Annotated in this window: 26 protein-coding genes; 14 read left to right on the plus strand and 12 right to left on the minus strand. The window is 74.8% G+C overall.

What is annotated here, in order from left to right:
- Nucleotides 1-158: 158 nt before the first annotated feature.
- A complete protein-coding gene (locus GA0070610_RS02785) occupies nt 159-380 on the plus strand; it encodes a biotin/lipoyl-binding carrier protein (protein WP_172896635.1) in 222 nt (73 codons plus the stop codon).
- Nucleotides 377-886: a GNAT family N-acetyltransferase gene (locus tag GA0070610_RS02790; RefSeq protein WP_088998572.1), complete on the plus strand. Its 510-nt coding sequence runs from the start codon at nt 377-379 to the stop codon at nt 884-886. The genes GA0070610_RS02785 and GA0070610_RS02790 overlap by 4 nt, the downstream gene beginning before the upstream one ends.
- Here the strand turns inward: GA0070610_RS02790 and GA0070610_RS02795 are convergent.
- The gene (locus tag GA0070610_RS02795; RefSeq protein ID WP_392567309.1) at nt 873-2,624 is read right to left on the minus strand and encodes a tetratricopeptide repeat protein; all 1,752 of its coding nucleotides are present in this window, start codon (nt 2,622-2,624) and stop codon (nt 873-875) included. The two genes, GA0070610_RS02790 and GA0070610_RS02795, sit on opposite strands and share 14 nt — an antisense overlap.
- Before the next feature lie 247 nt (nt 2,625-2,871).
- On the opposite strand from GA0070610_RS02795, the gene GA0070610_RS02800 reads away from it, so the two are divergent.
- Together GA0070610_RS02800 and GA0070610_RS02805 are read left to right on the plus strand one after the other, a co-directional pair.
- Complete coding sequence (locus GA0070610_RS02800; RefSeq protein WP_088998574.1) at nt 2,872-3,903, plus strand: SIS domain-containing protein; 1,032 nt, start codon at nt 2,872-2,874, stop codon at nt 3,901-3,903.
- Nucleotides 3,904-3,928: 25 nt separating this feature from the next.
- Nucleotides 3,929-5,575, plus strand: coding sequence for a PAS domain-containing sensor histidine kinase (locus tag GA0070610_RS02805; protein ID WP_088998575.1), 1,647 nt, complete (start codon nt 3,929-3,931; stop codon nt 5,573-5,575).
- 65 nt (nt 5,576-5,640) lie between these two features.
- Here GA0070610_RS02805 and GA0070610_RS02810 read toward each other — a convergent pair whose 3' ends face one another.
- Nucleotides 5,641-7,038, minus strand: a complete 1,398-nt coding sequence (locus tag GA0070610_RS02810) for a glycosyltransferase family 39 protein (protein ID WP_392567310.1) — start codon at nt 7,036-7,038, stop codon at nt 5,641-5,643.
- A gap of 613 nt (nt 7,039-7,651) precedes the next feature.
- Here GA0070610_RS02810 and GA0070610_RS02815 point away from each other — a divergent pair.
- Genes GA0070610_RS02815 through GA0070610_RS02825 form a run of 4 tightly spaced genes read left to right on the plus strand, consistent with a single transcriptional unit; the run spans nt 7,652 to nt 11,149 of the window.
- The gene (locus tag GA0070610_RS02815; RefSeq protein ID WP_088998577.1) at nt 7,652-9,367 is read left to right on the plus strand and encodes a nitrite/sulfite reductase; all 1,716 of its coding nucleotides are present in this window, start codon (nt 7,652-7,654) and stop codon (nt 9,365-9,367) included.
- On the plus strand, nt 9,364-9,522 hold the full coding sequence (locus GA0070610_RS30810) for a hypothetical protein (RefSeq protein WP_172896361.1): 159 nt from the start codon (nt 9,364-9,366) through the stop codon (nt 9,520-9,522). The genes GA0070610_RS02815 and GA0070610_RS30810 overlap by 4 nt, the downstream gene beginning before the upstream one ends.
- Nucleotides 9,519-10,343 carry a phosphoadenylyl-sulfate reductase gene (locus GA0070610_RS02820; protein ID WP_088998578.1) on the plus strand — a complete coding sequence of 275 codons (825 nt, stop codon included), beginning with the start codon at nt 9,519-9,521 and terminating at the stop codon, nt 10,341-10,343. Before GA0070610_RS30810 ends, GA0070610_RS02820 begins: the two co-directional genes overlap by 4 nt.
- Before the next feature lie 23 nt (nt 10,344-10,366).
- Nucleotides 10,367-11,149 (plus strand): sirohydrochlorin chelatase, encoded by a 783-nt coding sequence (locus tag GA0070610_RS02825; RefSeq protein WP_088998579.1) that lies wholly within the window; start codon nt 10,367-10,369, stop codon nt 11,147-11,149.
- A 96-nt stretch (nt 11,150-11,245) separates the two neighbouring features.
- Here GA0070610_RS02825 and GA0070610_RS02830 read toward each other — a convergent pair whose 3' ends face one another.
- Complete coding sequence (locus GA0070610_RS02830; protein WP_007072794.1) at nt 11,246-11,503, minus strand: WhiB family transcriptional regulator; 258 nt, start codon at nt 11,501-11,503, stop codon at nt 11,246-11,248.
- Between the two features lie 450 nt (nt 11,504-11,953).
- On the minus strand, nt 11,954-12,904 hold the full coding sequence (locus tag GA0070610_RS02835; RefSeq protein ID WP_088998580.1) for a diacylglycerol/lipid kinase family protein: 951 nt from the start codon (nt 12,902-12,904) through the stop codon (nt 11,954-11,956).
- Nucleotides 12,905-12,947: 43 nt separating this feature from the next.
- Here GA0070610_RS02835 and GA0070610_RS02840 point away from each other — a divergent pair, with 43 nt between their 5' ends.
- On the plus strand, nt 12,948-13,337 hold the full coding sequence (locus tag GA0070610_RS02840; protein ID WP_089003221.1) for a hypothetical protein: 390 nt from the start codon (nt 12,948-12,950) through the stop codon (nt 13,335-13,337).
- Nucleotides 13,338-13,364: 27 nt separating this feature from the next.
- Here GA0070610_RS02840 and GA0070610_RS02845 read toward each other — a convergent pair whose 3' ends face one another.
- Nucleotides 13,365-13,772 (minus strand): ATP-binding protein, encoded by a 408-nt coding sequence (locus GA0070610_RS02845; protein WP_089003222.1) that lies wholly within the window; start codon nt 13,770-13,772, stop codon nt 13,365-13,367.
- Between the two features lie 202 nt (nt 13,773-13,974).
- Nucleotides 13,975-14,379, minus strand: coding sequence for a superoxide dismutase, Ni (sodN, locus tag GA0070610_RS02850; RefSeq protein ID WP_088998581.1), 405 nt, complete (start codon nt 14,377-14,379; stop codon nt 13,975-13,977).
- Between the two features lie 86 nt (nt 14,380-14,465).
- On the opposite strand from sodN, the gene GA0070610_RS02855 reads away from it, so the two are divergent.
- The 3 genes from GA0070610_RS02855 (at nt 14,466) to GA0070610_RS02865 (ending at nt 17,186) form a co-directional block, all read left to right on the plus strand.
- Complete coding sequence (locus GA0070610_RS02855; protein ID WP_088998582.1) at nt 14,466-14,816, plus strand: S24/S26 family peptidase; 351 nt, start codon at nt 14,466-14,468, stop codon at nt 14,814-14,816.
- A gap of 140 nt (nt 14,817-14,956) precedes the next feature.
- Nucleotides 14,957-16,132 carry an NAD(P)-dependent malic enzyme gene (locus GA0070610_RS02860; RefSeq protein WP_088998583.1) on the plus strand — a complete coding sequence of 392 codons (1,176 nt, stop codon included), beginning with the start codon at nt 14,957-14,959 and terminating at the stop codon, nt 16,130-16,132.
- Between the two features lie 91 nt (nt 16,133-16,223).
- Nucleotides 16,224-17,186: a zinc-binding dehydrogenase gene (locus GA0070610_RS02865; protein ID WP_088998584.1), complete on the plus strand. Its 963-nt coding sequence runs from the start codon at nt 16,224-16,226 to the stop codon at nt 17,184-17,186.
- A 72-nt stretch (nt 17,187-17,258) separates the two neighbouring features.
- Here GA0070610_RS02865 and GA0070610_RS02870 read toward each other — a convergent pair whose 3' ends face one another.
- From GA0070610_RS02870 to GA0070610_RS02880, 3 genes are all read right to left on the minus strand, one after another.
- Nucleotides 17,259-18,242 carry an alpha/beta hydrolase family protein gene (locus GA0070610_RS02870; protein ID WP_088998585.1) on the minus strand — a complete coding sequence of 328 codons (984 nt, stop codon included), beginning with the start codon at nt 18,240-18,242 and terminating at the stop codon, nt 17,259-17,261.
- Between the two features lie 320 nt (nt 18,243-18,562).
- Nucleotides 18,563-19,087, minus strand: coding sequence for a nucleotidyltransferase domain-containing protein (locus GA0070610_RS02875; RefSeq protein WP_088998586.1), 525 nt, complete (start codon nt 19,085-19,087; stop codon nt 18,563-18,565).
- A gap of 136 nt (nt 19,088-19,223) precedes the next feature.
- Nucleotides 19,224-20,084, minus strand: coding sequence for an alpha/beta hydrolase (locus tag GA0070610_RS02880; RefSeq protein ID WP_435820168.1), 861 nt, complete (start codon nt 20,082-20,084; stop codon nt 19,224-19,226).
- A gap of 188 nt (nt 20,085-20,272) precedes the next feature.
- Here GA0070610_RS02880 and GA0070610_RS30815 point away from each other — a divergent pair, with 188 nt between their 5' ends.
- Together GA0070610_RS30815 and GA0070610_RS02885 are read left to right on the plus strand one after the other, a co-directional pair.
- The gene (locus GA0070610_RS30815; RefSeq protein ID WP_172896364.1) at nt 20,273-20,437 is read left to right on the plus strand and encodes a hypothetical protein; all 165 of its coding nucleotides are present in this window, start codon (nt 20,273-20,275) and stop codon (nt 20,435-20,437) included.
- Nucleotides 20,438-20,584: 147 nt separating this feature from the next.
- Entirely contained in the window at nt 20,585-21,103 is a 519-nt protein-coding gene (locus tag GA0070610_RS02885) for a DUF3592 domain-containing protein (protein ID WP_088998587.1), read from the plus strand.
- A gap of 205 nt (nt 21,104-21,308) precedes the next feature.
- On the opposite strand, the gene GA0070610_RS02890 is transcribed toward GA0070610_RS02885, so the two are convergent.
- From GA0070610_RS02890 to GA0070610_RS02900, 3 genes are all read right to left on the minus strand, one after another.
- Nucleotides 21,309-22,466 (minus strand): acetate/propionate family kinase, encoded by a 1,158-nt coding sequence (locus tag GA0070610_RS02890; RefSeq protein WP_088998588.1) that lies wholly within the window; start codon nt 22,464-22,466, stop codon nt 21,309-21,311.
- Entirely contained in the window at nt 22,463-24,535 is a 2,073-nt protein-coding gene (gene pta / locus GA0070610_RS02895; protein WP_088998589.1) for a phosphate acetyltransferase, read from the minus strand. The genes GA0070610_RS02890 and pta overlap by 4 nt, the downstream gene beginning before the upstream one ends.
- Before the next feature lie 100 nt (nt 24,536-24,635).
- Nucleotides 24,636-24,815: a DUF6104 family protein gene (locus tag GA0070610_RS02900; protein ID WP_088998590.1), complete on the minus strand. Its 180-nt coding sequence runs from the start codon at nt 24,813-24,815 to the stop codon at nt 24,636-24,638.
- Nucleotides 24,816-24,822: the final 7 nt, after the last annotated feature.

Below are 24,822 nucleotides of genomic sequence, written 5' to 3' on the forward strand. Positions count from 1 at the left end.
GCCGCACGACACGCCGGAGGCCGCGCCGCCCACCGGCCGGGATGCCCGGGAGGGTCGGCCCCAGAGTCGATCAACCATCCGCCCCGGGCCGCTCCACGCCCGCCGGAGGCCGCCCGCATGATTGGATACGTCGGCAGGCAACCGCGAGAGGGAGGGCCCTGGACATGGCCGAGGAGATCCGCGCCGAGATGGTGGCGAACGTCTGGAAGGTCGTCGCGTCGGCCGGGGACACCGTGTCCGAGGGGGACACGCTGGTGATCCTGGAGTCGATGAAGATGGAGATCCCGGTCGTCGCCGAGTCCGACGGTGTCGTCAAGCAGCTCGCGGTCAACGAGGGCGACGTCGTGCAGGACGGTGACCTGATCGCGGTGATCGATTGACCGGCCTCTCGGTGCGCCGGGCCGGGCCGGACGACTTCCCGGCGGTGGCCCGGCTGACGGTCGCCGCGTACGAGGCGGACGGCCAGCTCAAGGGCGAACACGGCTACGCCGCCGTACTCGCCGACGTGGCGGCCCGGGCCGTCGACGGCGAGGTGCTCGTCGCCGTCGACGACGCCACCGGCGCGCCGCTCGGGTCGGTGACCTTCGTCCTGCCCGGCACCCGCTACGCCGAGCTGTCCCGGGCGGGCGAGGCGGAGTTCCGGATGCTGGCGGTCGACCCGGCCGCGCAGGGGCGGGGCGTCGGCGCGGCGCTGGTCGAGGCCTGCGTGTCGCGGGCGGCCGAGCTGGGCTGTTCCGCCGTGGTGATCTGCGTGCGCAGCGGCTTCGCCGCCTCCGCCCAGCGGCTCTACGAGCGTCGCGGTTTCGTCCGCACGCCGGAGCTGGACTGGGAGCCCCTGGACGGGGTGCGACTGCTCGGCCTCCGGCTGGAACTCACCGGTTCCTGAGGCGCCGCCAGAGGCGGCCCAGGCGGGAACGCGGTCGGGGGACCGCACGGCTGGCCGTCAGCGTGGCGGCCAGGGCCGCCGTCTGCGGGTCCAGGGCCGGGCTGGCCAGGGACAGGTGGGCCAGGGACGGCGCGATGGGCACCGGGCGGGTCCGGGCGACCGTCGCGACGTCGGCCAGCCGCTCGGTCACCACCCGGGCCACCTCGGGGCGTACCTCCGGGTCGACCCAGGCGGCGGTGACCAGGGCGAACAGGGCCGCCTCGGTGACCCAGTCCTCGACGCCCCAGACCAGGTCCAGCAGCACCTGACGCCGGGTCGACCCGGCCCACGGCTCGTCGGTGCGGTGGTGCAGCAGGCCGAGGCACGCCCACACCTGCACGCAACGCACCCAGAGCGAGGGGTCCTGCCCGAGCACCCGGCCCAGCGCGGTCGGCGGCGCCTCCGGCGGGTGCGCCAGCAGGCCGAGCAGGTCGGGCAGTTCCAGGGTGGCCAGGCCCACCGCCGCGTCGTACGCGGCCGGCGGGTGCGGCCACGCCGGGTGCGCGAGCTGCCGCAGCCGCGCGGCCGCCTCCGCCGAGGGCGCCGGCACGGCGGGCACGACCGTCGTCCCGTCGTGGCGCCAGAGGGAATGGGCACCCGCCCGCCGGGGCTCGCGCGGGTCGGGCTCCGGCACGCCGGTGACCTCGATCCGCAGCCCGGGCGCGGCCGTCGCGGCGGTACGCAGCGCGCTGGGCGGCGCGGGCGAGTCCAGCCGTACGGTGCCGAGGCCGGCCCGCTCGTCGGTGACGGCCAGGCGCAGCGCCTCCACCACCGGCCCGGTCGCCGGGGTGACCTGCCCGAGCCAGGGCCGCCCCCGGCAGCTCTCCGCCAGGTCGCCGTGCTCGTGGGTGTCGTCGGGATGCTCCCGGACGAAGTCGGCGAGCGCGACCAGGTGTGCCACGTCGCCGTCGCGCTGGTGCCGCAGCCGGTGTGCCGTGTGCACGGCGCACTCGAAGGAGGGGTCCCGGGCCAGCGCCCGCTCGATCCACTCCAGCGCCTCGTCGAGCCGCCCGTTGTCGGCGAGGGTGCCGGCGATGTCGGCGTAGACGGTCAGGTCGTCGGGGTCGTGCGCGACGGCCCGACCGAGCGCGGCCAGCGCCTCGCGGGTGCGCCCGGCGCTGCGGTACGCGTATCCGAGCCACACCTCGCCGATCTTTGACGGCTCCGCGCGTACGCCCCGGGCGGCCCAGCGGATCGCCAGGTCGACCTCGCCGACCCGCCTGGCCAGCGCGGACGCCGCGCCCAGCAGCAGGCCGTGCTCGGGGTGGACGGTGACCGCGTTGCGGGCCAGCGCCAGGTAGGGGGCCAGGGCGGCCCGGTCGGCCCGGGGTACGGGGTCGGACACGGCGGCGCAGACCTGCATCAGGATCCGGGCGGTCCGGTCCGGTTCGAGGCGCTCGGCGAGTTGCGGGGTGGTCACCCACGGCACCGCGGCCCAGCCCGTCCCCGGTGCGTGGCCGGTCGCCGCGACCAGCAGGTCGAGTCCTTCCGCGGGCCGGCCGGCGGCGGCGAGCAGGTGGGCGCGGGCCACCACGGCACCGACGAAGGCGTGGCCCTGGAGCGGGAAGAGGTCGACGCCGCCCGTGCCGTCGGCGGCGGCGAGCCGGGCGAGGGTCTCGTGCACCTCGGGCAGGGTCGGGGCCTGGGCCAGCGCGGCGGCGACGTGACCGGCTGCGTGTCTCAGATCGCCGTCGTCCATGGCGAGGCGGGCCAGGGCAAGTTCCTCCGCCGCGGGCAGCGACCGGTCGTCCTCGGGCACGTGGTCCTCTCGCTCGTCGGGCTCCGGTGGGCCGGGCAAGCCTAGGTGATGTTGCGGCGAGATGGTGATCATCTGCGCAGTACTGCTCGTTCGATTGCTCGGTACAGCTCAAACGTGCAAGACTGAGCAGGAAACGCGCGGCAATCGCGCAGTGGGAGGAGTTTCCGTGACGCGTGCAGGGGCTGGCATGGCCGCCGACATCGACGAGCAGCCGGCGGGCTACGAGCGGTTGCTCTCCGCCGAGCACGCCGGGGCGATCGCCCGGGTGGCGGCGGTCGTCGCGCAACGCCGCCCCCGGCACGTGGTCTTCACCGCCCGGGGCACCTCCGACCACGCCGCCCTCTACGGGGCGTACCTGACCGAGATCCGGCTCGGCCTGCCCGCCGGCCTCGCCTCGCCCAGCGTCGTCACCCTCTACGGCGCCACGCCGGACCTCTCCGACGCGCTGGTCGTCGGCGTCAGCCAGAGCGGCGGCTCGCCCGACCTCGCCGAGGTGCTGCGCACCGCCCGCGCCTCCGGCGCGCTGACCCTCGCGGTCACCAACGCGCCCGACTCCCGGCTGGCCGACGTCGCCGAGCTCAGTGTCGACATCGCCGCCGGGCACGAGCGCGCGGTGGCCGCCACCAAGACCTACACCGCCGAGCTGCTCGCCCTGCTGATGCTGGTCGAGGGCGTCCGGGCCGGCGACGGCGCGCTGCCCGCCGAGGAGCGCGAGGCGCTCGCCGCCCTGCCCGAGCTGGCCGCCCGCACCCTGGAGGACCCCACCCCGGCCCAGCTCGCGCCCCGCTACCGGTTCGCCGGCCAGCTCGTCACCACCGGTCGCGGGTACGCGTACCCGACCGCCCGCGAGGCCGCGCTGAAGCTGATGGAGACCTCCTACCTGCCGGCGCTGGCGTTCTCCGGCGCCGACCTGCTGCACGGCCCCCTCGCCATGACCGACCCGGACGTGCCGGTGCTCGCGGTGGTCGGCTCCGGGCCGGGTGGCCGGTCGATGGGCGAGGTGCTGCCCCGGCTCGGCGAGCGCCGCGCCGACGTGGTGGTGGTCGGCTCCGCCGACGTCGAGGGCGCCACCCGGATGGCCGTCCCCGAGGTCGACGAGCGGTACGCGCCGCTGCTGGACATCCTGCCGTTGCAGCGTCTGGCGCTGGCGCTGGCGCTCGCCCGGGGCGAGGACCCGGACGCGCCGCGTGGGCTGAAGAAGGTCACCGCGACGATGTGACGCCCGCCGTGGCACGCTGGTCGACGTGTCCACGCTGCGCGACCTCGCCGAGGAGCACACCCGCCTCCGTCCGGCCGACATCGACCACCTGCACCGGATCGCCGGCGACTGGCAGTTGCTGTCCGATCTGTCCTTCGCCGACCTGCTGCTCTGGGTGCCCGTTGACGGTGACGGGGCCTTCCTCTGCGTCGCCCAGGTCCGGCCGACGACCGCACCCACCGCGTACCTGGACGACCAGGTGGGGCGGATCGTCGGCGGGCCCGAGGTGGCGCACCTGGAGGTGGCCCACCGGCAGGGCCGGATCTGGCGGGAGGGCGACCCGGTCTGGTACGGCGACGTGCCGGCCCGGCACGAGGCGATCCCGGTGCGGCTGCGCACCACCGACGGCGAGGCCGGCGAGGTGATCGCCGTGGTGGGGCGGGACACCAACCTCTCCACCGCGCGTACGCCCAGCCAGCTGGAGTTGAACTACCTCACGACGGCCGACGACCTGGCCCAGATGATCGCCGACGGCACCTTCCCGCCGCCGCGGCATCCGGGGGAGACCACCTCGGCCCCGCGCGTCGGCGACGGGCTGGTCCGGCTCGACGCCGGCGGCAAGGTCACCTACGCCAGCCCGAACGCGCAGTCGGCGTACCGGCGGCTGGGCTACGCCTCCCACCTGGTGGGCGAGGACCTGGCGGCGCTGCACCGCCGGCTGGCGAGCGACCCGCTGGAGGGCACGGACGCGGCGAACGGGATCCTCGCCGCGCTGCGCGGCGAGGCGCCGCCCCGCCGGGAGATCGACGCGCGCGGCGCGACCATGCTCACCCGGGCACTGCCGCTGATGCCCGCCGGGGTGCCGATCGGCGCGCTGGTGCTGGTCCGCGACATCACCGAGGTGCGCCGCCGCGACCGCGCCCTGATCACCAAGGACGCCACCATCCGGGAGATCCACCACCGGGTGAAGAACAACCTCCAGACCGTCGCCGCCCTGCTGCGGCTCCAGGCCCGCCGGGTCTCCATGCCGGAGGCCCGGATCGCCCTGGAGGAGTCGGTACGCCGGGTCGCCTCCATCGCGCTGGTGCACGAGACCCTCTCCATGTCCAGCGACGAGGCGGTCGAGTTCGACGGCATCGTGGACCGGGTGGCCAGCGCCGCGACGGAGGTGGCGGCGACCGAGGCGACGGTCGGCATGCGGCGCGAGGGCAGCTTCGGCGTGCTGCCCGCCGAGGTCGCCACGTCGCTGGTGATGGTGCTCAACGAGCTGCTGCTCAACGCCGTCGAGCACGGCTTCCCACCGCCCGCCGAGCCCACCGACCCGACGGGCCCCGGAGGCTTCGCCCCGGCGGACCCGGTGGCGGCCGGCGCGGAGGGGTCGGAGGGGGCCGGCCTGGCGGAACCGGCGGCCGGTCCGCCGGGATCGGAGGGGGCCGGTCCGGTCGCGCCGGAGGTCGTGGTGTCGGCGCACCGGTTCCGCAAGATGCTGCACGTCTCGGTCACCGACAACGGGCGCGGGCTGCCGCCCGACTTCGACGCCGAGCGGGGCGGCAACCTCGGGTTGCAGATCGTCCGGGCGCTGGTCACCGGCGAGCTGCGCGGCACCATCGAGCTGCGCGACGGCGCGAAGGGCGGCACCGAGGCGACGCTCGTCGTCCCCCTGGCCCGCAACGAGAGCCGCTCCGCCGGCTGACCACCGGCCCGACGCCCCGGCTGGCGGCCGGCGACGGGGCACGGTCGCCGCTCGTGTCCGGCGGGTCAGCGGGTCAGGAGGGCGACGGTCACGCCCGGGCGGGGCCAGACCCGTTCGACGGTGAACCCGGCGCGCAGCGCGTCGCCCTTGGCGCCCGCTACGGCGGCCAGCGGGTCGTCGCGGCGGCCGGTCACCACCAGCCAGACCCGTTGCGTGCCGGCCAGGCACTCGGCCGGGCGGGCGCACTCGGCGGCCCACAGGTCGGCCCGGCGGGCCTGGTCCTCGGCGACCAGCACGTCGCGGGGCCGCTGGTCGCCGAGGTGGTACGCCAGACCCAGGTCGAGGAAGAACCAGCTCCGGCGGGGGGAGAAGACGACCGCGTCGCCCGGCCGTTGACCGTCGGCGACGATCCGGGCCGCGCCCCGGTAGTCCACCGTCGCGCTGCGCGGCCACTCGTGCGTACGCCGCAGCGCCGCCTGGTCGGGCAGCCCGAGCAGCCCGGTCAGGGCGACGACGGCCAGCGCGGGCGGCAGCGGCACCGCAGCCAGCGCCGCCCCGGCGAGCAGGCAGCCGAAGGGCACCACGAAGACGAGGTAGCGGGGCACCCAGAGCGGTACGGCCAGCCCGGCGGCGAAGAGCAGCAGCACCGGCAGCAGCACGGCGAGCCCGGGCAGCAGCGCGCGCCGGCCGAGCGTGGCCGCGCCCAGCGCCGCGAGGCCCACCAGCACCCCGCCCACCACGCCGCTCTGCGTCACCCCGCCCGCGAGCGCGGCGAGGTCGTCGGGCCGGGCGGTGTCCACCCAGCCGAGTTGCCGGGCCCGCTGTGCCCTGGCGAGCAGCACCAGCGGCGCCACCAGCAGTACGGTCGGCAGCAGGGCGAGGACCCAGCGCAGCGGGCGGCTCGGCGGCCCCGTACGGCGGGTGGCGAGCACCGCCACCGCGTGCGCGGCGAGCAGCGTGAGCGCCACCAGGTGGGTGAGCCCGAGCGCGGCCACGGCGGCGGCGTACCCGGCCCAGCGCGTCCACCCCGGCCGGGCCGTCGCCTCGACCAGCAGCAGGGTGGCCAGCATGGCCAGGAGGGTGGCCAGCGCGTACGGGCGGGCCTCCTGGCCGTACCGCGAGGTGCCCGGGAGCACCGCGAGGAGCAGCCCGGCGAGCAGCCCGGCCCGGGTGCCGACCAGCCGCTGCCCGAGGACCGCCGTCAGCCCGGCCGTGGCGGCCATGGCCAGTGCGGCGGGCAGCCGCAGCGCGGTCACCGAGTCGCCGAAGACGGCCACCCAGGCGTGCATGAACAGGTAGTAGGGGCTGGTGGCGGCGTCGATGGTGCCGGCGAGCCGGACGAGGTCGGCGGGCGAGCGGGTCGCCGCGCTCCAGGTGGCCAACTCGTCGCGCCACGGCTGCGCGTGGTCGATCCCGGTCAGTACGACGGCCAGCGTGACCAGGCTCGGCGCGATCCAGACCAGCCGGCCCGCACGATCCGGCCCGCCCGCCGCCCCGCGCACCGGCGGGACGCGCTCGCCGGGCGGGTCAGCGGAACCGGTCACGTACCGCAGCGTCACACAATCCGGACCTCCCGTGCGCCGATCCGGCGATCGGGCACGCGTGGCCGGAGAAGCCCGGGACCACGGTCTGGGTGATGAACCGTGACTGGCTGCGCCGGACCTCGGCGGCCCGGCGGTGTAGTTCGCTGGTCTCGATACCACACGGGTATATTTATGCCGCAGAGGTATCAGCGTTCCGGGTGACAGCGCCCCGCGCGTCGACCGCCTGCGGCGGCGTTTCCGCGCTGGCCCGTGATGTGGGATCCCACACGCGTTCGTTGGCTGGCTCCCACCGGGTGTGGCAGCATGACTTTCATGACCGCCGCTGTCGTCCGCCGTCTCGTGGCCCGCCGCCACGTCGACTACGGCCGCGTGCGCAGCGCGATCTGTCCGGCCCACTGACGACGCCCGACCAATCTGTCTCGGGCGCGCCTCGCGCCGGCTGTCCCGACACCGTTGTCGCCAGCCCGTTCCGACGGGTCGGCCGCGCGCCTTGCGTGTCCCAGAGGCACCGCAGACAACGGAGGACGCCGCCATGGCGGTCAGCAGCATTCCGGCCCGGGCCGGGGACCCGACGTCTCCCCGACCGGCCCGGACCCCCCGCCGGCCCCGGGGGGAAGGTCAGTGGGCGCTCGGTCACCGCGAGCCGCTCAACCCCAACGAGCGGATCAAGAAGGACGACGACCCGCTGAACGTACGGTCGCGGATCGAGAACATCTACGCCCACCACGGGTTCGCCTCGATCGACCCGCAGGACCTGCGCGGCCGGTTCCGCTGGTGGGGCCTCTACACCCAGCGCAAGGCGGGCATCGACGGTGGCCGTACCGCCGTGCTGGAGCCGCACGAGCTGGAGGACGAGTTCTTCATGCTCCGCGTGCGGGTCGACGGGGGCGAGCTCGACCTGGCGCAGCTGCGGGTGGTCGCGGACATCTCCCGCGAGTTCGCCCGGGACACGGCCGACATCACCGACCGGCAGAACATCCAGTACCACTGGATCCGCGTCGAGGACATGCCGGAGATCTGGCGCCGACTGGAGTCCGTCGGCCTCCAGACCACCGAGGCGTGCGGCGACTGCCCCCGGGTCGTGCTGGGCAGCCCGGTCGCTGGCGTGGCCCGCGACGAGCTGGTCGACCCGACGCCGGCCGTCGACGAGATCGTCCGCCGGTACGTGGGCGACAAGGCGTACTCCAACCTGCCGCGCAAGTTCAAGACCTCCATCTCCTGGCTGGTCGACACCCCGTACGAGGCGAACGACATCTCCTTCCTCGGGGTGGACCACCCGGACCACGGGCCGGGCTTCGACGTGTGGGTCGGCGGTGGCCTGTCCACGAACCCCATGCTGGCGCAGCGGCTCGGCGTCTGGGTGCCGCTGGACGAGGTGCCGGACGTCTGGGCGGGCGTGGTCGGCATCTTCCGCGACTACGGCTACCGCCGGCTGCGCAACCGCGCCCGGCTGAAGTTCCTGGTCGCCGACTGGGGCGTGGAGAAGTTCCGCGAGGTGCTGGAGAAGGAGTACCTGGGCCGCGCCCTGCTCGACGGCCCGGCCCCGCAGCTGCCCGACCGGCCCGTGGACCACATCGGGGTGCACCCGCAGCGCGACGGCCGCCACTGGGTGGGCGCCGCACCGGTGGTGGGCCGGGTCTCAGGCGGGCAGCTCGCCCGCCTGGCCGACGTCGTCGAGGCGCACGGCAGCGGGCGGGTGCGGCTCACCCCGTACCAGAAGCTGCTGGTGCTGGACGTGGCGCCGGAGCGGACCGACTCGCTGGTGCGCGAGCTGCGCGGCATCGGTCTGGAGGCGCGGCCGTCGGCCTGGCGGCGCGGCACCATGGCCTGCACGGGCATCGAGTACTGCAAGCTGGCGATCGTCGAGACCAAGGCGCGCGGCGAGGAGCTGGTGGCCCGGCTGGAGGAGCGGCTGCGCGACTTCGACGCCGACATCTCCATCCACCTCAACGGCTGCCCCAACGCCTGCGCCCGCACGCAGGTCGCCGACATCGGCCTCAAGGGCCAGCTCGTGGTCGGGCCGGACGGCCGGCAGGTGGAGGGCTTCCAGGTCCACCTCGGCGGCGGGCTCGGCATGGCCGAGGGGCAGACGGCCGGGTTCGGCCGCAAGCTGCGCGGTCTGAAGACCACCGCCGAGGAGCTTCCGGCGTACGTGGAGCGGCTGGCCCGGCGTTACCTGGCCGGCCGGGAGGCGGGCGAGACGTTCGCCAACTGGGTGATCAGGGTCGACGAGGAGGAACTCCGATGAGCGAGACCCGTTCCGCGCCGCTGTACTGCCCGTACTGCGGCGAGGAGGACCTGCGGCCGAGCGAGGCCGGCCACGGCGCCTGGGAGTGCCACGCGTGCGCCCGGGTGTTCACGGTGAAGTTCGCCGGCCTGCTCGGCAGGGCGGTGGCCCGGTGAGCGCGCGACCGGGCGAGCGGCCCGGTCTCGTCTCCGCGACTGGCCTGAACCTGGTGGGCCCGGGTACGCCCGCGCCGGCCGACCCGGCCCGCTCCGACCCGGCCCGCTCCGGCCCGGCCGACCCGGCCCGGCGTCGCCCGGACGAGCTGCGGGCGTTGGCCGAGGAGGCCGGCCGGGAGCTGGAGGGCGCCCCCGCGCTGGAGATCGCCCGCTGGGCGGCCGAGACGTTCGGCGACCGGTTCTGCGTCACGAGTTCCATGGCCGACGCGGTGCTGGCGCACCTGGTCTCCCGGGTCGCCCCGGGCGTGGACGTGGTCTTCCTCGACACCGGCCTGCACTTCCCGGAGACGCTCCGGGTCCGCGACGAGGTGGCCCGGACGCTGCCGGTGAACGTGCGCTCGATCCGGCCGCGGCTGACCGTGGGCCAGCAGGACGGCCAGTACGGTCCGCGCCTGTTCAACAAGGCGCCGGACGACTGCTGCCAGCTGCGCAAGGTGGAGCCGCTGGAGCGGGCGCTCGCCGGCTACGACGCCTGGGCCGCCGGGCTCCGTCGGGACGAGTCGCCGACCAGGGCGAACACGCCGGTGGTGACCTTCGACGCCCGCCGGGGCAAGGTCAAGGTCAACCCGATCGCGGCATGGCGGCAGGCCGACGTGGACGCCTACGTCGCCCGCTGGAACGTGCCGGTCAACGAGCTGTTCCGGCAGGGCTACGGCTCGATCGGCTGCTGGCCCTGCACCCGCCGTACGAAGGCGGGTGAGGACCCCCGGGCCGGCCGTTGGGCCATGTTCGAGAAGACCGAGTGCGGACTGCACGTCTGACCGGGCCCACCCCGGTCCCTCCCGTGTCGCCGGAAGCGCCCGGGCCGTCGGGGGCGGCCGACCCGGTGGTGCTGGTCGCCCACGGCAGCCGGGACCCGAGGGCCGCCGAGGCGACCCGGGCGCTGGCCCGGGCCGTGTCGGCCGTCCGCCCGGGCACGCCGGTGCTGGCGAGCTGGCTGGACCACACCGAGCCGGGGCCGGCGACGGTGCTGCGGGACCTGGCCGCCGCCGGGCACCCCCGGGCCGTGCTGGTGCCGCTGCTGCTCACCGCGGCGTACCACCGGCGGGTGGACGTCCCGGCGGCCGTCGCGGCCGCCCGGGAGGCGGGACCACCGATCGCGGTACGGGTGACCGACGTGCTCGGTCCCGCCGACGGGGAGGTGGACGGCGGTCTGCTGGCGGGGCTACGCCGACGGCTGGCCGAGGCGGAGCCGGGGCGGTTCGACGCGCTGGTGCTGGCGGCGGCCGGCACGAGGGACGCCCGGGCGCGCGGGTCGGTGGGGCGGGTGGCCGCCGCCCTCGCCGCCCGACTCGGGGTGCCGACCCGTGTGTCGTACGCCTCGGCGGCCCCGCCGGAGGTGGCCGCGGCGGTGGCCCGGCTGCGGGACCGGGGTGCCCTTCGGGTGGCCGTGTCGGCGTACTTCCTGGCTCCGGGCCTGTTCCACGACGCCGTCGCCGCGTCGGCGCGGGGCGCGGGGGCGGTGGCCGTGTCCGCCCCGCTGACCGACGCGCCGGAGCTGGCCGACCTGGTCCTGCGGCGGGTGGACGCCCTCGGCCGGGTGACGGGACTCACGCCCCGCTCATGATCGTCGACTGTCCCCGGCGGGTACCGGCAGGACATGCGGACAGCGATACGCCCCGGCGGGCGTACCCGGCCGGGGCGTATCGCTGGTGCGTGGGGATCAGGCGGAGTGAGCGCGCAGCACCCGGAGGCCACCGCGGCGCTTGACAGCCCGCCGCTCCTCCTCGCTCATCCCGCCCCAGACGCCAGCGTCCTGACCGGACTCCAGCGCCCACTGCAGGCACTGGTCGGTCACGGAGCAGCGCCGGCAGACGGCCTTGGCCTGCTCGACCTGCAGGAGAGCCGGTCCGGACGTCCCGATCGGGAAGAACAGCTCCGGGTCCTCGTCGCGGCAGACAGCATGGTGACGCCAGTCCATGGCGGCAACACTCCTCATTCTGGGTGGGGTGGCAGATATTGCTTCTGTTGCTTTTCCTATTTGCATCCGCAGCGCCGATGGTGACGGTTCGCGTCTGCCTATTCGGCAATGCGTGAGCAGGCTGTGTCGGCCCCGCGGACCTGCTGGAACAGCTCAACCTGACGAGCGTATCCAGGCAATGTCCCGGTAACTCAAGTTCGCTTGTGAATACTTTCACGAACATCGGGGATGTCAAGGGTGACGCTCGGAAAAACTCCGGGCGGTGAGCAAGCCCACAACCCCTTTGTCCGGATTCCAGCGCCTTCCTGGTTACCCGGCGTACCACTGTCGAGGATCAATATAGTACAGTCCGCGTGACATTGCTGACATTTCCGGCACCTGCCCCTCGGTGTGGCGGCCGTCGCATCGACCGGTGGCGCGACCGCGTCGACCAAGGGCAGTACCCGAGACCTAGCAGATTACTCTCAGTGCGGCGGGAATGGATGTGAATCTGACTTTCTCCCGCTCGCCAAGGTAGTCGCCGTCGAGCTGGAACGCCTGCGGACGGGCCGAGACCAGGGTGAACTCGGCAACATCGTGCAGCCGCAGCACCTGACGGCCGTGCGGATCCGGCGTTCGGGAGAAGAACTGCGTCACCGTCCGTGTCGTGCTGGCCACCCGCAGCTGACGCAGTGCCAGCACGTCCAGGCCCAGATCGAACGACGCCTCCGGGTTCGGGTTCACCTCGCGGTCCCCCAGATAGGTCCACGGGGCGGTGTTCTGGATGATGACCGTCGCCAGCTCGCCCTCCGCCGGCTCGCCCGGGCGCTCCAGACTGATCGCCGGATGACGGCGGTCGGAGTTGAGGAAGTACTGGGCCACGGTGGACCGGAAGTAGAGGGCGGGCGTCGAGACCCGGCCCCGCCGGCGGGCCTGCTCCACCCGGTGGATGACGGCCGCGTCGACGCCGAAGCCCGCGCAGAAGGTGAAGTAGCGGTCGTCGGCCCGGCCGAGCCCGATCGTCCGGTACCGGCCCAGCCGCAGGCCCTCCAGGATCATGCTGGTCCCGTCCGGCCAGTCCCGGGGCAGGCCCAGCGCCCGCGCGAAGACGTTCGTGGAGCCCCCCGGCACGGTCGCCAGGGCGGGCAGCCGCTCGGCCGGCGTGGCCCCGTTCGGCAGGGTCGGCGGCTGCGCCGTCATCAACCCGTTGACGACCTCGTTGACCGTCCCGTCGCCACCGAGCGTGACGACGACGTCGACGCCCTCCTCGGCCGCCTCGCGCGCCAGGTCGGTCGCGTGGCCCCGCCGTCGGGTGTAGCGCACGGAGAGGTCGACTTCGCTGCGCAGTGCCCGGACCAGGACGTCCCGGCTGCGCTCGCTGGTGGTGGTGGCCTTCGGATTGACCACCAGGACGGCCCGCATGGGCGGCACTGTACCGCGCGCCACCACGGGTATCGTGGCGCGCGTGACCATCGACTCCGACCCGATCCCCGTCACCCTCCGCTGGGCGGTCCGGTTGCTGCGGGCCGAGGCGGTCGCCGTGGGACTGGTCGCCGCGTGGCTGCTCTGGGCCGACCTCACCGCGACCACCACCGACCTCACGTCGGCGTTGCTGGTGACCGCGTTCGCCATCGGCGCGGCGGCGGCCCTCTGGGCGCTGGGCGGCGCGCTGACCCGCCGGCGGGCGGGAGCCCGGTCCCCGGCGATCGTGCTCCAGTTGATGCTGCTGCCGATCGGGTGGTTCATGATCCAGGGCGGCATGGGGTGGCTCGGCGTACCGCTGATCGCCCTCGGCCTCGGCGTGACCGCACTGCTGGTCAGCACCCCCACCACCCGGGCCCTCGGCTTCGGGTGACGCCCGGCGTGGCGCCGGATCGAGGTGTCAGTAGCCGGAGGCGCGTCGGGTGAGCAGCGAGATGGTGGCCTGGCCGTCGGCGGCCGTCGCGGCCGCGGACGTGGTCAGCGCGGTGAGCACCTTCCAGGCGAACGACGACTCGGCGGGGAGCGTGGCGCCACGCACCGTCGGCACGGTCACCTCCACGGTGAGCGCGTCGTCGGTGACCGCGAAGCGGCAGTCGAGCTCCGCGTCGCGGGTGGCGATGGCGAGCAGCATCGCGCACGCCTCGTCGACGGCGATCCGCAGGTCCTCGATCTCGTCGAGGGCGAACTGGAGCCGCGCCGCGAGCCCCGCGGTGGCGGTACGTAGCACCCCGAGGTAGCCCCCGTCCGCGGGCACGGTGAGGTGCACGACGTCGTCGTCGGTCGTCGGCTGCCCGGTCAGTTGAGTCACCACTCATCCCCCCGGTCGGGGACTCTACCCGCTCGGTCGCCCGGACGTGTGGGGACCGCCACGTTCCTGCGCGGCGGGACCCGTCAGCGCGTCCCCGCCGAGCCGGTGGGGGTCGGTTCGTGGCCGGCCGATCCGTGCGCCATGACGACGGCCGGCACGCCCTCGGGACGTGCCGGCCGGATCGTCGGCGGACCGGTGAGGGTCACGCCTGCTTGGTCTCCCAGAAGATCTTGGAGATCTCGTCGATCTTCTGGAGCAGCTCGTCGGCCTTGGACGGGTCGGTGCCGCCCTTCGCGCCGGCGGCGCCGGCCAGCTTGGTGGCCTCGTTGAACAGCTGGTGCAGGTGCGGGTACTTCTCGAAGTGGGCCGGCTTGAAGTAGTCGGTCCAGAGCACCCACAGGTGGTGCTTCACCAGGTCGGCGCGCTGCTCCTTGATCAGGATGGCGCGGGTGCGGAACTCGGGGTCGGTGTTGGCCTGGTACTTCTCGCAGATCGCCTTCACCGACTCGGCCTCGATCCGGGCCTGGGCCGGGTCGTAGACGCCGCAGGGCAGGTCGCAGTGGGCGCTGGCGGTCACGCGGGGCGTAAGGATGCGCGGAAGTCGCATCAGGATCCTCCATGGGAAGTTTGCGATGATCCAAGACGACATTACTCCTGGAGGCGCTCCGGGGAGGCCGGCTGGAGGGGAAACCGATGGGGACCGATTACCCGGCGGTGGGCCCCCGGTTGCGGTGGCCGCTGACCGCCGTCCTGGTGACCGGCCCCTCAATGTCGCCCACGCTGCGGCACGGCGACGCGGTGCTGGTGCGCCCGGGCGGCCGGGCGGTGCGCCCCGGCGACGTCGTGGTCGCCGTCTTCCGCAGCCGCCCCGACCTGCTCGTGGTCAAGCGCGCCGTACGCGCACAGGGCGGCGGCTGGTGGTTGCACGGCGACAACGGCCTGATCGCCGACGATTCCCGGGCGTACGGGGTGGCCGACGTGCGGGGTCGCGTGGTGGCCCGCTACTGGCCCCACCCCGCCCGGGTGCGCCCCCGTCGGATATGACCCCGCTCACATCGGTGTGACGGTGGCGACACTATGCTCGGGACGTGCCCGGGTGACCCCCGCACCGCGTGCCGCCGCTCGGCGCCTCACCTCGCGTCCGCGCCGGCCGCTCCGTCTGCTCGACAGATCATGGAGTCACCATGTCATCGTCCCCCGTGGACCCCGCTGATCCCGTCTTCCGGCTGCACCGGGGCGGCAAGATGGCCGTCGCCTCGACCGTCCCGCTGACCAGCCGGGAGGACCTCTCCCTCGCGTACACCCCGGGTGTGGCCCGGGTCTGCGAGGCGATCGCCGCCGACCCGACGCTCGCCGACGACTACACGTGGGCGTCGCACACCGTCGCGGTCGTCACCGACGGCTCGGCCGTACTCGGGCTGGGCAACATCGGCCCGCGCGCGTCGCTGCCGGTGATGGAGGGCAAGGCGGTGCTGTTCAAGCAGTTCGCCGGGGTCGACGCGGTACCGGTCTGCCTGGACACCCAGGACGTGGACGAGATCGTGGCCGTGGTGCGCGCGCTGGCCCCGTCGTTCGGCGGGATCAACCTGGAGGACATCAGCGCCCCGCGCTGCTTCGAGGTGGAGCGCCGCCTCGACGAGGCGCTGGACATCCCGGTCTTCCACGACGACCAGCACGGCACCGCGATCGTCGTGCTCGCCGCCCTGCGCAACGCCGCGGCGCTGCTCGACCGCAAGCTCGGCGACCTGCGGGTGACGGTCAGCGGCGCCGGCGCGGCCGGGGTCGCGGTGACGAAGATGCTCGTCGCCGGCGGCGTGAACCCCGACCAGGTGGTGGTCTGCGACTCCAAGGGCATCATCGGCCGGCACCGGTCCGAGCTGACCGGCAGCAAGGCCGAGCTGGCCGCGAGCACGAACGCCGGCGGTCGTGAGGGCGACGTCACCGAGGCGCTGCGCGGCGCCGACGTGCTGATCGGCGTCTCGGGCGGGCAGATCCCGGAGGCGGCGATCGCCGGCATGGCCCCCGGGGGCATCGTCTTCGCGCTGGCCAACCCGACGCCCGAGGTGCACCCCGAGGTGGCCGCCCGGCACGTCGCGGTCGTCGCCACCGGCCGCAGCGACTACCCCAACCAGATCAACAACGTGTTGGCCTTCCCGGGCGTGTTCCGGGGCGCGCTGGACGCCCGCGCCACCCGGATCACCGAGGGCATGAAGGTCGCCGCCGCCGACGCCATCGCCGGCGTGGTGGCCGGGTCGCTCACCGCCGAGGCGATCGTGCCGTCCCCGCTCGACCCCCGGGTCGCCCCCGCGGTGGCCGAGGCGGTGGCCGAGGCCGCCCGCCGCGACGGCGTCACCCGCTGACCGGGTGAGGGGCCCTTTCCCGTCGCCCGACGACGGGAAAGGGCCCCTCCGCGCGTCGGTGCCCTTCTTGTCGGGGGCTCGGCTTGTTACCGTGCCGATCATGCGTGCCGCCTTCGCCTCCCGCTTCGACGACGCCAACCCGCTCGCCGCGCTCACCGTCGGCGAGCAGCCCGAGCCGACCCACCCGGCCGACGACTGGGTGACCGTGCAGGTGCGGGCCAGCTCCCTCAACCACCACGACCTCTGGTCCCTGCGGGGGGTCGGGCTGCGCGCGGAGCAGCTGCCGATGATCCTCGGCTGCGACGCCGTCGGGGTGGACCCGGACGGCAACGAGGTCGTCGTCTACCCGGTGATCCCGACCCCGGGGGACCCGCGCGGCGTCTCCATCCTCTCCGAGCACTTCCCCGGCACGCTGGCCGAGCGGGTCGCCGTACCCCGGTCGAACCTGCTGGCCCTGCCGGCGGGCCTGGCGGCGGCGGACGCGGCCTGCCTGCCGACGGCCTGGCTGACCGCGTGGCGGATGCTGACCACCAGGGGCCGGGTCGACGAGGCCGACGCCGTGCTCGTGCAGGGCGCCGGCGGGGGCGTGGCCACCGCGGCCGTCGCGCTGGCCGTCGCGATGGGCAAGCGGGTGTACGCGACCAGCCGCGACGCCGCCAAGCGGGCACGGATCGCCGAGCTGGGCGCCACCGCCGTCGAGCCCGGCGCCCGGCTGCCGGAGCGGGTCGACGTCGTCATCGAGACGGTCGGGGCGGCGACCTTCGACCACTCCCTGAAGTCCGCCGCGCCGATGGCCCGGATCGTGGTCTCCGGCGCCACCAGCGGGCACGAGCCCAAGGTCAACCTGCGCCGTGTCTTCGCCATGCAGCTGGAGATCCTGGGCACCTCGATGGGCACCCCGGTCGAGCTGGCCGCCCTGCTCGCGTTCTGCGCCGAGCGCGGCGTACGCCCGGTGGTGGACACCGTGGTCCCGTTCAGCGAGGTCGCCGACGCCTTCGCCCGCCTGCACTCCGGCGACGTCTTCGGCAAGGTCGTCGTCGACCACACCGCCTGAGGCACGCACCGGTGGCCGCCCCGGGTGGCGTCCTGCCCGCCGCCGCCCCCGAGCGGGGAGGTCACCGGTGACTCAGAGGCGGTTGTCGAGGGTGGCGACGTCGTCGCGGGCGGCGTCGGTCGGGATGCGGCCCTTGGCGGCCTGGTCGCCGTAGAGCGACCAGCGCAGGAACTCGACCGTGGTGTCGGCGACCACCCGCAGCGCGGCCCCGTCGCTGAGCAGCGCCCGGCCGTGGTCGCCCTTCGGCAGGCTCAGCATCGCCTTCGGCCAGGGCACCTTGTCGTAGACGGCCTTGCCGGCGGCGTACTCGACCACCTCGTCGGCCTCGCCGTGCACGAAGAGCTGCGGGGCGGCGGCGCCCGCGAAGGCGGTGCCCACGCCGAGTGCCGTGCCGGCGAAGACCACCCCGGCGTCCAGCCGCTCGTCCCGGCCGGTCGTGAAGAGGCCGATAGTGGTCACCCCGCCGGCCGAGTGCCCGGCTGCGGCCACCCGGTCCGTGGCGAGCCGGCCACGCAGCGGGTCGCCGGACCTGCCGTCGAGGGCGAGCACCTGGGTCAGCACGTACGACACGTCGGCCGGCTGGTTGAGCACGTCGAGCACGTTGCCGTCGCCGCCGGAGGCGGTGTGCGGGAACGTCGGCGCGGCCACCACGAACCCGGCCGCCGCCCACCGGGTCAGCAGCGCCCTGTAGTCGGCCGGCCGGGCGCTCAACCCGTGGCTGAACATCACCACGGGGAACTTCCCCGTGGCGGCGTCCGCCGACCCCTCCGGCTGCCCGCCGGGCTTCCCGGCCGCCGGATACCAGACGGTCACCGGCAGCGGCCGCTTCCCGTCGCGGTTCAGCTTCAACTGGCGTACGCCGACGGCGAAGGCCTTGCCGGGCGCGGTGCCGGCGGGCACCTGCGGGGTGGCGGTGACCGCCTGCGAGGGCGGCGCCGGGGCCGTCACCTGCGGAGCCGCCTCCCGCGGAGCCGGCCCGGCGTCGTCGGAGCAGCCGACCAGACCGGCGGTGAACAGTGCGGAGGCGAGCAGGGCGGGGGTGACACGACGCGGCATGGAGACGATTGTGCCTCGCCCCCCACCCCCGCCCCCCAACGATCGCCCCCAACCCTCGCCACACCACGACGCCCGCCACCCGGCCCTGCACCCCGTAGCACCCGCGTGCACCCCGTAGCACCCGCGTGCACCCCGTAGCACCCGCGTGCACCCCGTAGCACCCGCGTGCACCCCGTAGCACCCGCGTGCACCCCGTAGCACCCGCGTGCACCCCGTAGCACCCGCGTGCACCCCGTGACGCCCCGGTGATCAGGACGGCATGGACGTGTTCCGGCCCGTTTTCGGTACATGGCGTCCTGATCACCGGGAGCGCTAGCCGGTCATGGGTGGCGGTCGGTGGCGCGGAGGCGGGTCAGGTCGGCGGCGTCCTTGCCTCGCCGGGGCCGGTCCGGCATCCAGACGGGGAACATCTCCTTGAACTCGATCTGCGCGGCCACCGAGATCATCGGGACGGCCAGCGAGCCGATGCGACCGGGCGGACCGGTCAGCATGCCGTCCGGCAGGGCGGTGCCCGCCCACGGGCCGGCGCCCACCACCACCCGCCCCGTGGCGTCCCGGGCCAGGTAGGCGACGCTCATCTCGACGTCTGCGCGCACGAGGTCGAGCTGCACGTCGACGGGCATCCGGGGGTCGGGCCGCCAGCCGCGCCCGCGCAGCAGGTCGGCCAGCCGGTCGGCGTCCGCGCGCCAGCAGTACCAGTCGACGTCGACGTGCGCCCTGGTGACCTCGCCCAGGTGGAAGTCCATGGCCCAGCCGCCGCGTAGCCACACCTCGATGCCGGCCGCCGCCGCGAGCCCGGCCAGTTCCGCGATGCCGTCCAGTTGCCGCCTCGCGAGATCGTCCACGGCGGCACCGTAGCCGGGACGGTCCCTCTCACGCACGCGCCTTTGTCTGCTCGGACCGGCGGTGACCGGTGGCGCGGGTGGGAGCGGGCGCTGGCGGCGGGCGGTATGTCCGGCTCCTGCGCCGGCACGGGAGGGATCAGCGGGCGAGGCGGGTCTCGTACGCCGTCACGCCGGGGGAGCGGGCGTCGGCGGGCAGGCGGCGGCCGGCTGCCTCGTCACCGTAGAGCGTCCAGCGGAGGAAGTCGGTGGTGGTGGCGAGAACCTGGTCGAAGCCCGGCAGGCCCGGGCTCAGGTACTCGCCGTGGCCCTGCCCGAGCAGGCTCAGGAAGGTGGACGGGCCGGTGGTGCGGTGGTACGCGGCGCGGCCGACCGTCACCGGCACGATCCGGTCCGCCGTACCGTGCACGAAGAGCAGCGGGGCCGCCGGCCCGGCGAAGCTGCCGGCCATCCCGCCGCCGGCGATCACGATGCCGGCGCGCAGCCGCCCCGAGCGCCCGGAGGTGAACATGCCGGCGGTGGTGAAGCCGCCCGCCGAGTGGCCGGCGGCGGCGATCCGGGCGACGTCGAGGTGGCCGGCGAGCGGGTCCCCGGCCCGGGCGTCGAGCCGCACCAGGTGCCGGATCAGCCGCCAACCGTCGGCCGGCTGATGGCGTACGTCGGCGCGGCTGAACCGGCCCGCGCCGCGCCGGGTGTGCGGGTAGGTCGGGGCGGCCACCACGAACCCGGCGGCGGCCCAGCGCGTGGTCAGCCCGGCGTGCAGTTCGGGCAGGCTGTGCAGCCCGTGGCTGTAGACCACCACGGGGAAGCGGCCGGCGGCCACCGCGCCGCGATCTGCCGGATACCAGACGGTCACCGGCAGGGGGCGCGCCGAGGCGGGATCGACCGTGAAGGTGCGTACGCCGACGGAGTAGGCCGCCACGGGCGCCGGGCGCGGCGGCGGCGGTGCGCCGGGCGCGGCGGTGGCCGCCGGGGCGCAACCGGCCAGCAGCGTCGTCATCAGTACGGCGACCAGCCGCTTGATCCCCACGGCTTCACGGTAGGTGCCCGGCGGCCCGCAGCGGTCCCGCCGTCCGGACCGGACGCCCCCGCCACCCGGGCGGATCGTCTCCACCGGCCGGCTCGACCTGACCCCGGTCCGCGTGCCGGGGACGGCGGCCCGGAACCGGCTTGGCTAGGGTCACCGCCATGTCTGAGAACCGCACCGACCCGAGCGGCAACACCGAGGCGTTCCGCGCCTACGCCCACACCGCCGAGCCCGAGGCTCCGGCCGGCGCCTCCCGGACGCCGCTGCTCGTCGGCGCGGCGGCGGTCGCGCTGGTCGCCCTGCTCGCCTGGCTCGCCCTGAGCTGACCGGCGTTGGAGCCATCAGGCGACCCGGGGCCGGGCGCTCCCGCCACGCCGTCCGACACGCGACGTCCGGCGCGCGCCCCGGGGCGGTGGCGGAGGCTCCGCTCCGGTCTTCGCGGCATCCGTCGGGGCAGCGCCGCCCTCGGCCTGGTGCTGCTGCTCGCGGGGCTGACGAACGCGGTGGCCACCGGTGCGTACAAGTGGCACCTGCACGCCAAGGCGGAGCGGCTACGGGCGGACGGCGTCCCGGTACGGGCGACGGTGACCGACCGGCGCGACACCGTGGGACGCGGCGGCGGCACCGACACCGTCCAGGTCTGGTACGACTACGAGGGCGTCCGGCACAACGAGCGCATCCTCTGCGGCTCGGCCGGTGGCTGCCTGCGCGATCCGCCCGAGGTGATGACGCTCTGGGTCGACCCGGAGCGACCGGGTGAGTTCGTCGCCGCCAACGGCAACACCGACGACTCGGTCTTCTTCCTCAACTCCTGGGGCGGCATTCCGTTCGGGCTGCTGGTCGCCACGGCGGGCGGGGCGTTCGTCTTCGCGGCCCTCGTCCCGACCGGGATGTTCGACCGGCCCACACCCGCACCACCGCGCCGAGGGCCGGGACGCGACCGGGTCCGGCGTACCCGATCCGCCCGGCGTCGCGGCAAGGGCCGGAGCTGAGGCCGACGGCGACCCGGCGCCGGCCTCAACCGGCGGGGTGTGAACGCCCGCCGGCGGAGGGCTGCCGGCCACGGTCGCCTCGTCGCGCAGCACAGCGCGAAACAGCGGGCCACCCGGGCCGCCGGCACCGTCTCCCCGAAGAGTGGCCAGGCGGCAGCCGGGCCGGGCGCAACGACCTGCTCGTGCCGTGCCGACCGGTTGGCCGTCAGCCGGCGGCCTCGATGACGGCGCGGGTCTGGAGGGCGATCTCGCGCTCCTCGTCGGTGCCGACGACGCAGACGGTCACCTCGGCGCCCTCCGGCGAGACGACCCGGTCGCCGCTGCCGGCGTTGCGTTCCGGGTCCACCGCGATGCCGAGCCGTTCCAGGCCGGCAAGGGCGGCGGCGCGTACCGGCGCGGCGTGCTCGCCGACACCGGCGGTGAAGGTGACCGCGTCCACCCGGCCGAGCAGGGCGTAGTACGCGCCGACGTAGCCGGTGATCCGCCGGCAGTAGACGTCGAAGGCGAGCGTCGCCGCCGGGTCGCCGTCCGCCCGGCGCGTGAGCACCTCGCGCATGTCGTTGGCGCCGGTCAGCCCGAGCAGGCCACTGCGGTGGTTGAGCAGGTCGTCGATCTCGTCGACGGAGAGCCCGCCCTCCCGGCGCAGGTGGAAGATCACGGTCGGGTCGAGGTCGCCGCTGCGGGTGCCCATGACCAGGCCCTCCAGGGGGGACATGCCCATCGAGGTGGCCACGCTCCGGCCGCCGGCCACCGCGCAGGCGCTCGCGCCGTTGCCGAGGTGCAGGGTGATCGTGTTCACCTCGGCGTACGGGCGGCCGAGCAGCTCGGCGGTGCGTCGCGACACGTACGCGTGCGAGGTGCCGTGGAAGCCGTAGCGCCGGATGCCGTACCGCTCGGCGGTGGCCCGCTCGATCGCGTAGGTCGCGGCGGCCTCGGGCAGGGTGTGGTGGAACGCGGTGTCGAAGACGGCGACCTGCGGCACCTGCGGCAGCGCCGCCCGGGTGACCTCGATGCCGGTCAGGTTGGCGGGATTGTGCAGCGGTGCGAGCGGGATCAGGTCGCGGATCGCGGTCAGCACCGCGTCGTCGACGAGCACCGGCTCGCCGAACCGCTTCCCGCCGTGCACCACCCGGTGACCGACGGCGGCGAGCCCGCTCAGGTCCAGCCCGTCGAGGATGGCCCGGACGGCCGTCTCGTGGTCGGCCGGGCCGCCACCGGCCTCGCCGACCCGCTCCACGGTGCCCTTGTCGACCACCCGGTCGCCGTCGAAGAGCCGGTACTTCACCGACGACGACCCGCAGTTGAGCACGAGGACCCGGCCGGCCTCCTGCGGCGCGGGGGCACCGTCGACGGGCGCGTTCATGACGACTCCTCGGTGGCTGCGGCCTGGATGGCGGTGATCGCCACGGTGTTCACGATGTCCGGCACGGTGGCGCCCCTGGACAGGTCGTTCACCGGCCGCCGCAGGCCCTGCATGACCGGTCCGACGGCCACCGCCCCGGCGGAGCGCTGCACCGCCTTGTACGTGTTGTTGCCCGTGTTCAGGTCCGGGAAGATGAAGACCGTGGCCCGGCCGGCGACCTCGCTGCCGGGCAGCTTCGTCGCCGCGACCGCCGGGTCGATGGCGGCGTCGTACTGGATGGGCCCCTCGACGAGCAGGTCGGGCCGGCGTTCCCGGACGAGCTTGGTGGCTGCCGCGACCTTCTCGACGTCGGCGCCCGCCCCGGAGCTGCCGGTGGAGTAGGACAGCATCGCGACCCGTGGTTCGATGCCGAACCGGGCGGCGGTGTCCGCCGAGGAGATGGCGATGTCGGCGAGCTGGGCGGCGTCCGGGTCGGGGTTGACCGCGCAGTCGCCGTAGACCAGCACCCGGTCGGCGAGCAGCATGAAGAAGACGCTGGAGGCCACCGAGACGCCCGGCACGTTGCGGATGATCTCGAACGCGGGGCGGATGGTGGCGGCGGTGGTGTGGGTCGCGCCGGAGACCATCCCGTCGGCGTGCCCCGTCTGCACCATCAGCGTGCCGAAGTAGTTCGGCTGGGCGACGACGTCGTGGGCCAGGTCGAGGGTCATGCCCCGGTGCGCGCGCAGCTTGGCGTACGTGGCGGCGAACTCGTCGCGCCACTCGCTGGCGACGGGGTCGACCACCTGCGCGCCGGTGATGTCGATGCCCAGCTCGCGGGTGCGCCGGGCGATGTCGTCGGGGCGGCCGAGCAGGGTGATGTCGGCGACGCCCCGGCGCAGCAGGATCTCCGTCGCCCGCAGGATCCGCTCCTCCGCCCCCTCGGGCAGCACGAGGTGCCGGCGCCGGGTCCGGGCGCGGTCGATCAGGTCGTACTCGAACATCAGCGGGGTGACCCGCTCGGAGCGGCTGACCCGCAGCCGCCGGGCCAGGTCGTCGGTGTCCACGCAGCGCTCGAACGCGCCGAGCGCGGCCTCGACCTTGCGTGGGTTGGCGGCGCTGGGCCGCCCCTCGATCCGGCTGGACGCGGCGACCGTGTCGTAGCTGTCGCTGGGCACGGAGAGCACCGCGAGCCCCGTGTTGAGCCCTTCGACCAGCCGCATCGCCCGCGGGTCCGGCCGCTCGCCGAGGGTCAGCACCAGTCCGGAGACCGAGACCTGCCCGGCCACGTGCGCGGCGCTCGCCGCCACGAGCAGGTCGGCCCGGTCGCCGGGGGTGATGACCAGGGCGCCCTCGGTCAGGTGGTCCAGCAGGGTCGGCACGTGGGCCGCCCCGACCACGTAGTCGAGCACGTCACGGCTGAGCGCGTCGTCGTCTCCGGCGAGCAGGGTGGCGCCGAGCGCCGCCGCCACCTCGGCCACCGTCGGCGCCGACACGGTCGGCACCTCCGGGATGGCGTACGTGGGGACGGGCAGCTCGGGCAGCGTCATGGGGCCCGGCACCCGGTTGGCGATCACCGCCAGCACCGTCGCCCCGAGGTCCTCCAGATCGTGGTACGCCCCGCGCGCGGCGGCCGCGATCGCCGCCGGCTCCTGCTCGAAGCCGTCGATGACGGGCACCACCACGCTGCCGAACTCGGTGGCCAGCCGGGCGTTGAAGGCCAGCTCGCGGGGGCCGGCGCCGTCGCCGCCGTCGGCGAAGTCGCTGCCCACCACGACCACGGCGGGGCAGCGCCGTTCGACCTCCCGGTAGCGCTCGACGATGCCGCTGATGAGCTCCTCGCGCCGCCCGTCGGCGACGAGTGCCGTCGCCTCGGCGTAGCTGGTGCCGCTCAGCTCGGCCAGCGGCAGCTCGATCCGGTAGCGGTCACTGAGCAGGGCGAGGATCGGATCGGGGCCCTGCCCGCGTACGAGCGGCCGGAACGCGCCGATCCGCTCGACCTGCCGGGACAACAGTTCCGCGAGCCCGAGGGCGACGGTCGACTTCCCGCCGCCGGACCCCACGCTGGTCAGGTACACACTCCGCGCCACCCACCCACCCTAGAAGATCTTCGGATTCCCGGCTCGGGTCCTTCGCCCCCTTTCGTCGATCATGAAGTTGTCGCGGAGCCGGGCGCAGTCCGGGCAGGGGCTACTCGTCGTCGGGGTCGTCGAGGCGGGCCAGCCAGGTGGCGAAGCGCTCGATCGGGGTCTCGAACTCCGGGTTCAGGTCGACGAAGTCGCGCAGGCGCTCGCCGAGCCACTCCATGCTGACCTGCTCTTCGCCCCGGCGCTCGACCAGTTCCTCGATACCGCGGTCGGTGAAGTACATGCTGTGG

Source organism: Micromonospora echinofusca (assembly GCF_900091445.1).
Lineage (GTDB): Bacteria > Actinomycetota > Actinomycetes > Mycobacteriales > Micromonosporaceae > Micromonospora > Micromonospora echinofusca.

Excerpts from the sequence above, each read along its gene's own strand:
- GA0070610_RS30810 (WP_172896361.1), top strand. The coding sequence starts at position 9,364 with ATGAGCGAGACCCGTTCCGCGCCGCTGTACTGCCCGTACTGCGGCGAG.
- GA0070610_RS30815 (WP_172896364.1), top strand. The coding sequence starts at position 20,273 with ATGTCTGAGAACCGCACCGACCCGAGCGGCAACACCGAGGCGTTCCGC.
- sodN (WP_088998581.1), bottom strand. The coding sequence starts at position 14,379 with ATGCGACTTCCGCGCATCCTTACGCCCCGCGTGACCGCCAGCGCCCAC.
- GA0070610_RS02870 (WP_088998585.1), bottom strand. The coding sequence starts at position 18,242 with ATGCCGCGTCGTGTCACCCCCGCCCTGCTCGCCTCCGCACTGTTCACC.
- GA0070610_RS02890 (WP_088998588.1), bottom strand. The coding sequence starts at position 22,466 with ATGAACGCGCCCGTCGACGGTGCCCCCGCGCCGCAGGAGGCCGGCCGG.
- GA0070610_RS02815 (WP_088998577.1), top strand. The coding sequence starts at position 7,652 with ATGGCGGTCAGCAGCATTCCGGCCCGGGCCGGGGACCCGACGTCTCCC.
- GA0070610_RS02855 (WP_088998582.1), top strand. The coding sequence starts at position 14,466 with ATGGGGACCGATTACCCGGCGGTGGGCCCCCGGTTGCGGTGGCCGCTG.
- GA0070610_RS02860 (WP_088998583.1), top strand. The coding sequence starts at position 14,957 with ATGTCATCGTCCCCCGTGGACCCCGCTGATCCCGTCTTCCGGCTGCAC.
- GA0070610_RS02830 (WP_007072794.1), bottom strand. The coding sequence starts at position 11,503 with ATGGACTGGCGTCACCATGCTGTCTGCCGCGACGAGGACCCGGAGCTG.
- GA0070610_RS02795 (WP_392567309.1), bottom strand. The coding sequence starts at position 2,624 with ATGGACGACGGCGATCTGAGACACGCAGCCGGTCACGTCGCCGCCGCG.
- GA0070610_RS02880 (WP_435820168.1), bottom strand. The coding sequence starts at position 20,084 with ATGACGACGCTGCTGGCCGGTTGCGCCCCGGCGGCCACCGCCGCGCCC.
- GA0070610_RS02835 (WP_088998580.1), bottom strand. The coding sequence starts at position 12,904 with ATGCGGGCCGTCCTGGTGGTCAATCCGAAGGCCACCACCACCAGCGAG.
- GA0070610_RS02800 (WP_088998574.1), top strand. The coding sequence starts at position 2,872 with ATGGCCGCCGACATCGACGAGCAGCCGGCGGGCTACGAGCGGTTGCTC.
- GA0070610_RS02900 (WP_088998590.1), bottom strand. The coding sequence starts at position 24,815 with ATGTACTTCACCGACCGCGGTATCGAGGAACTGGTCGAGCGCCGGGGC.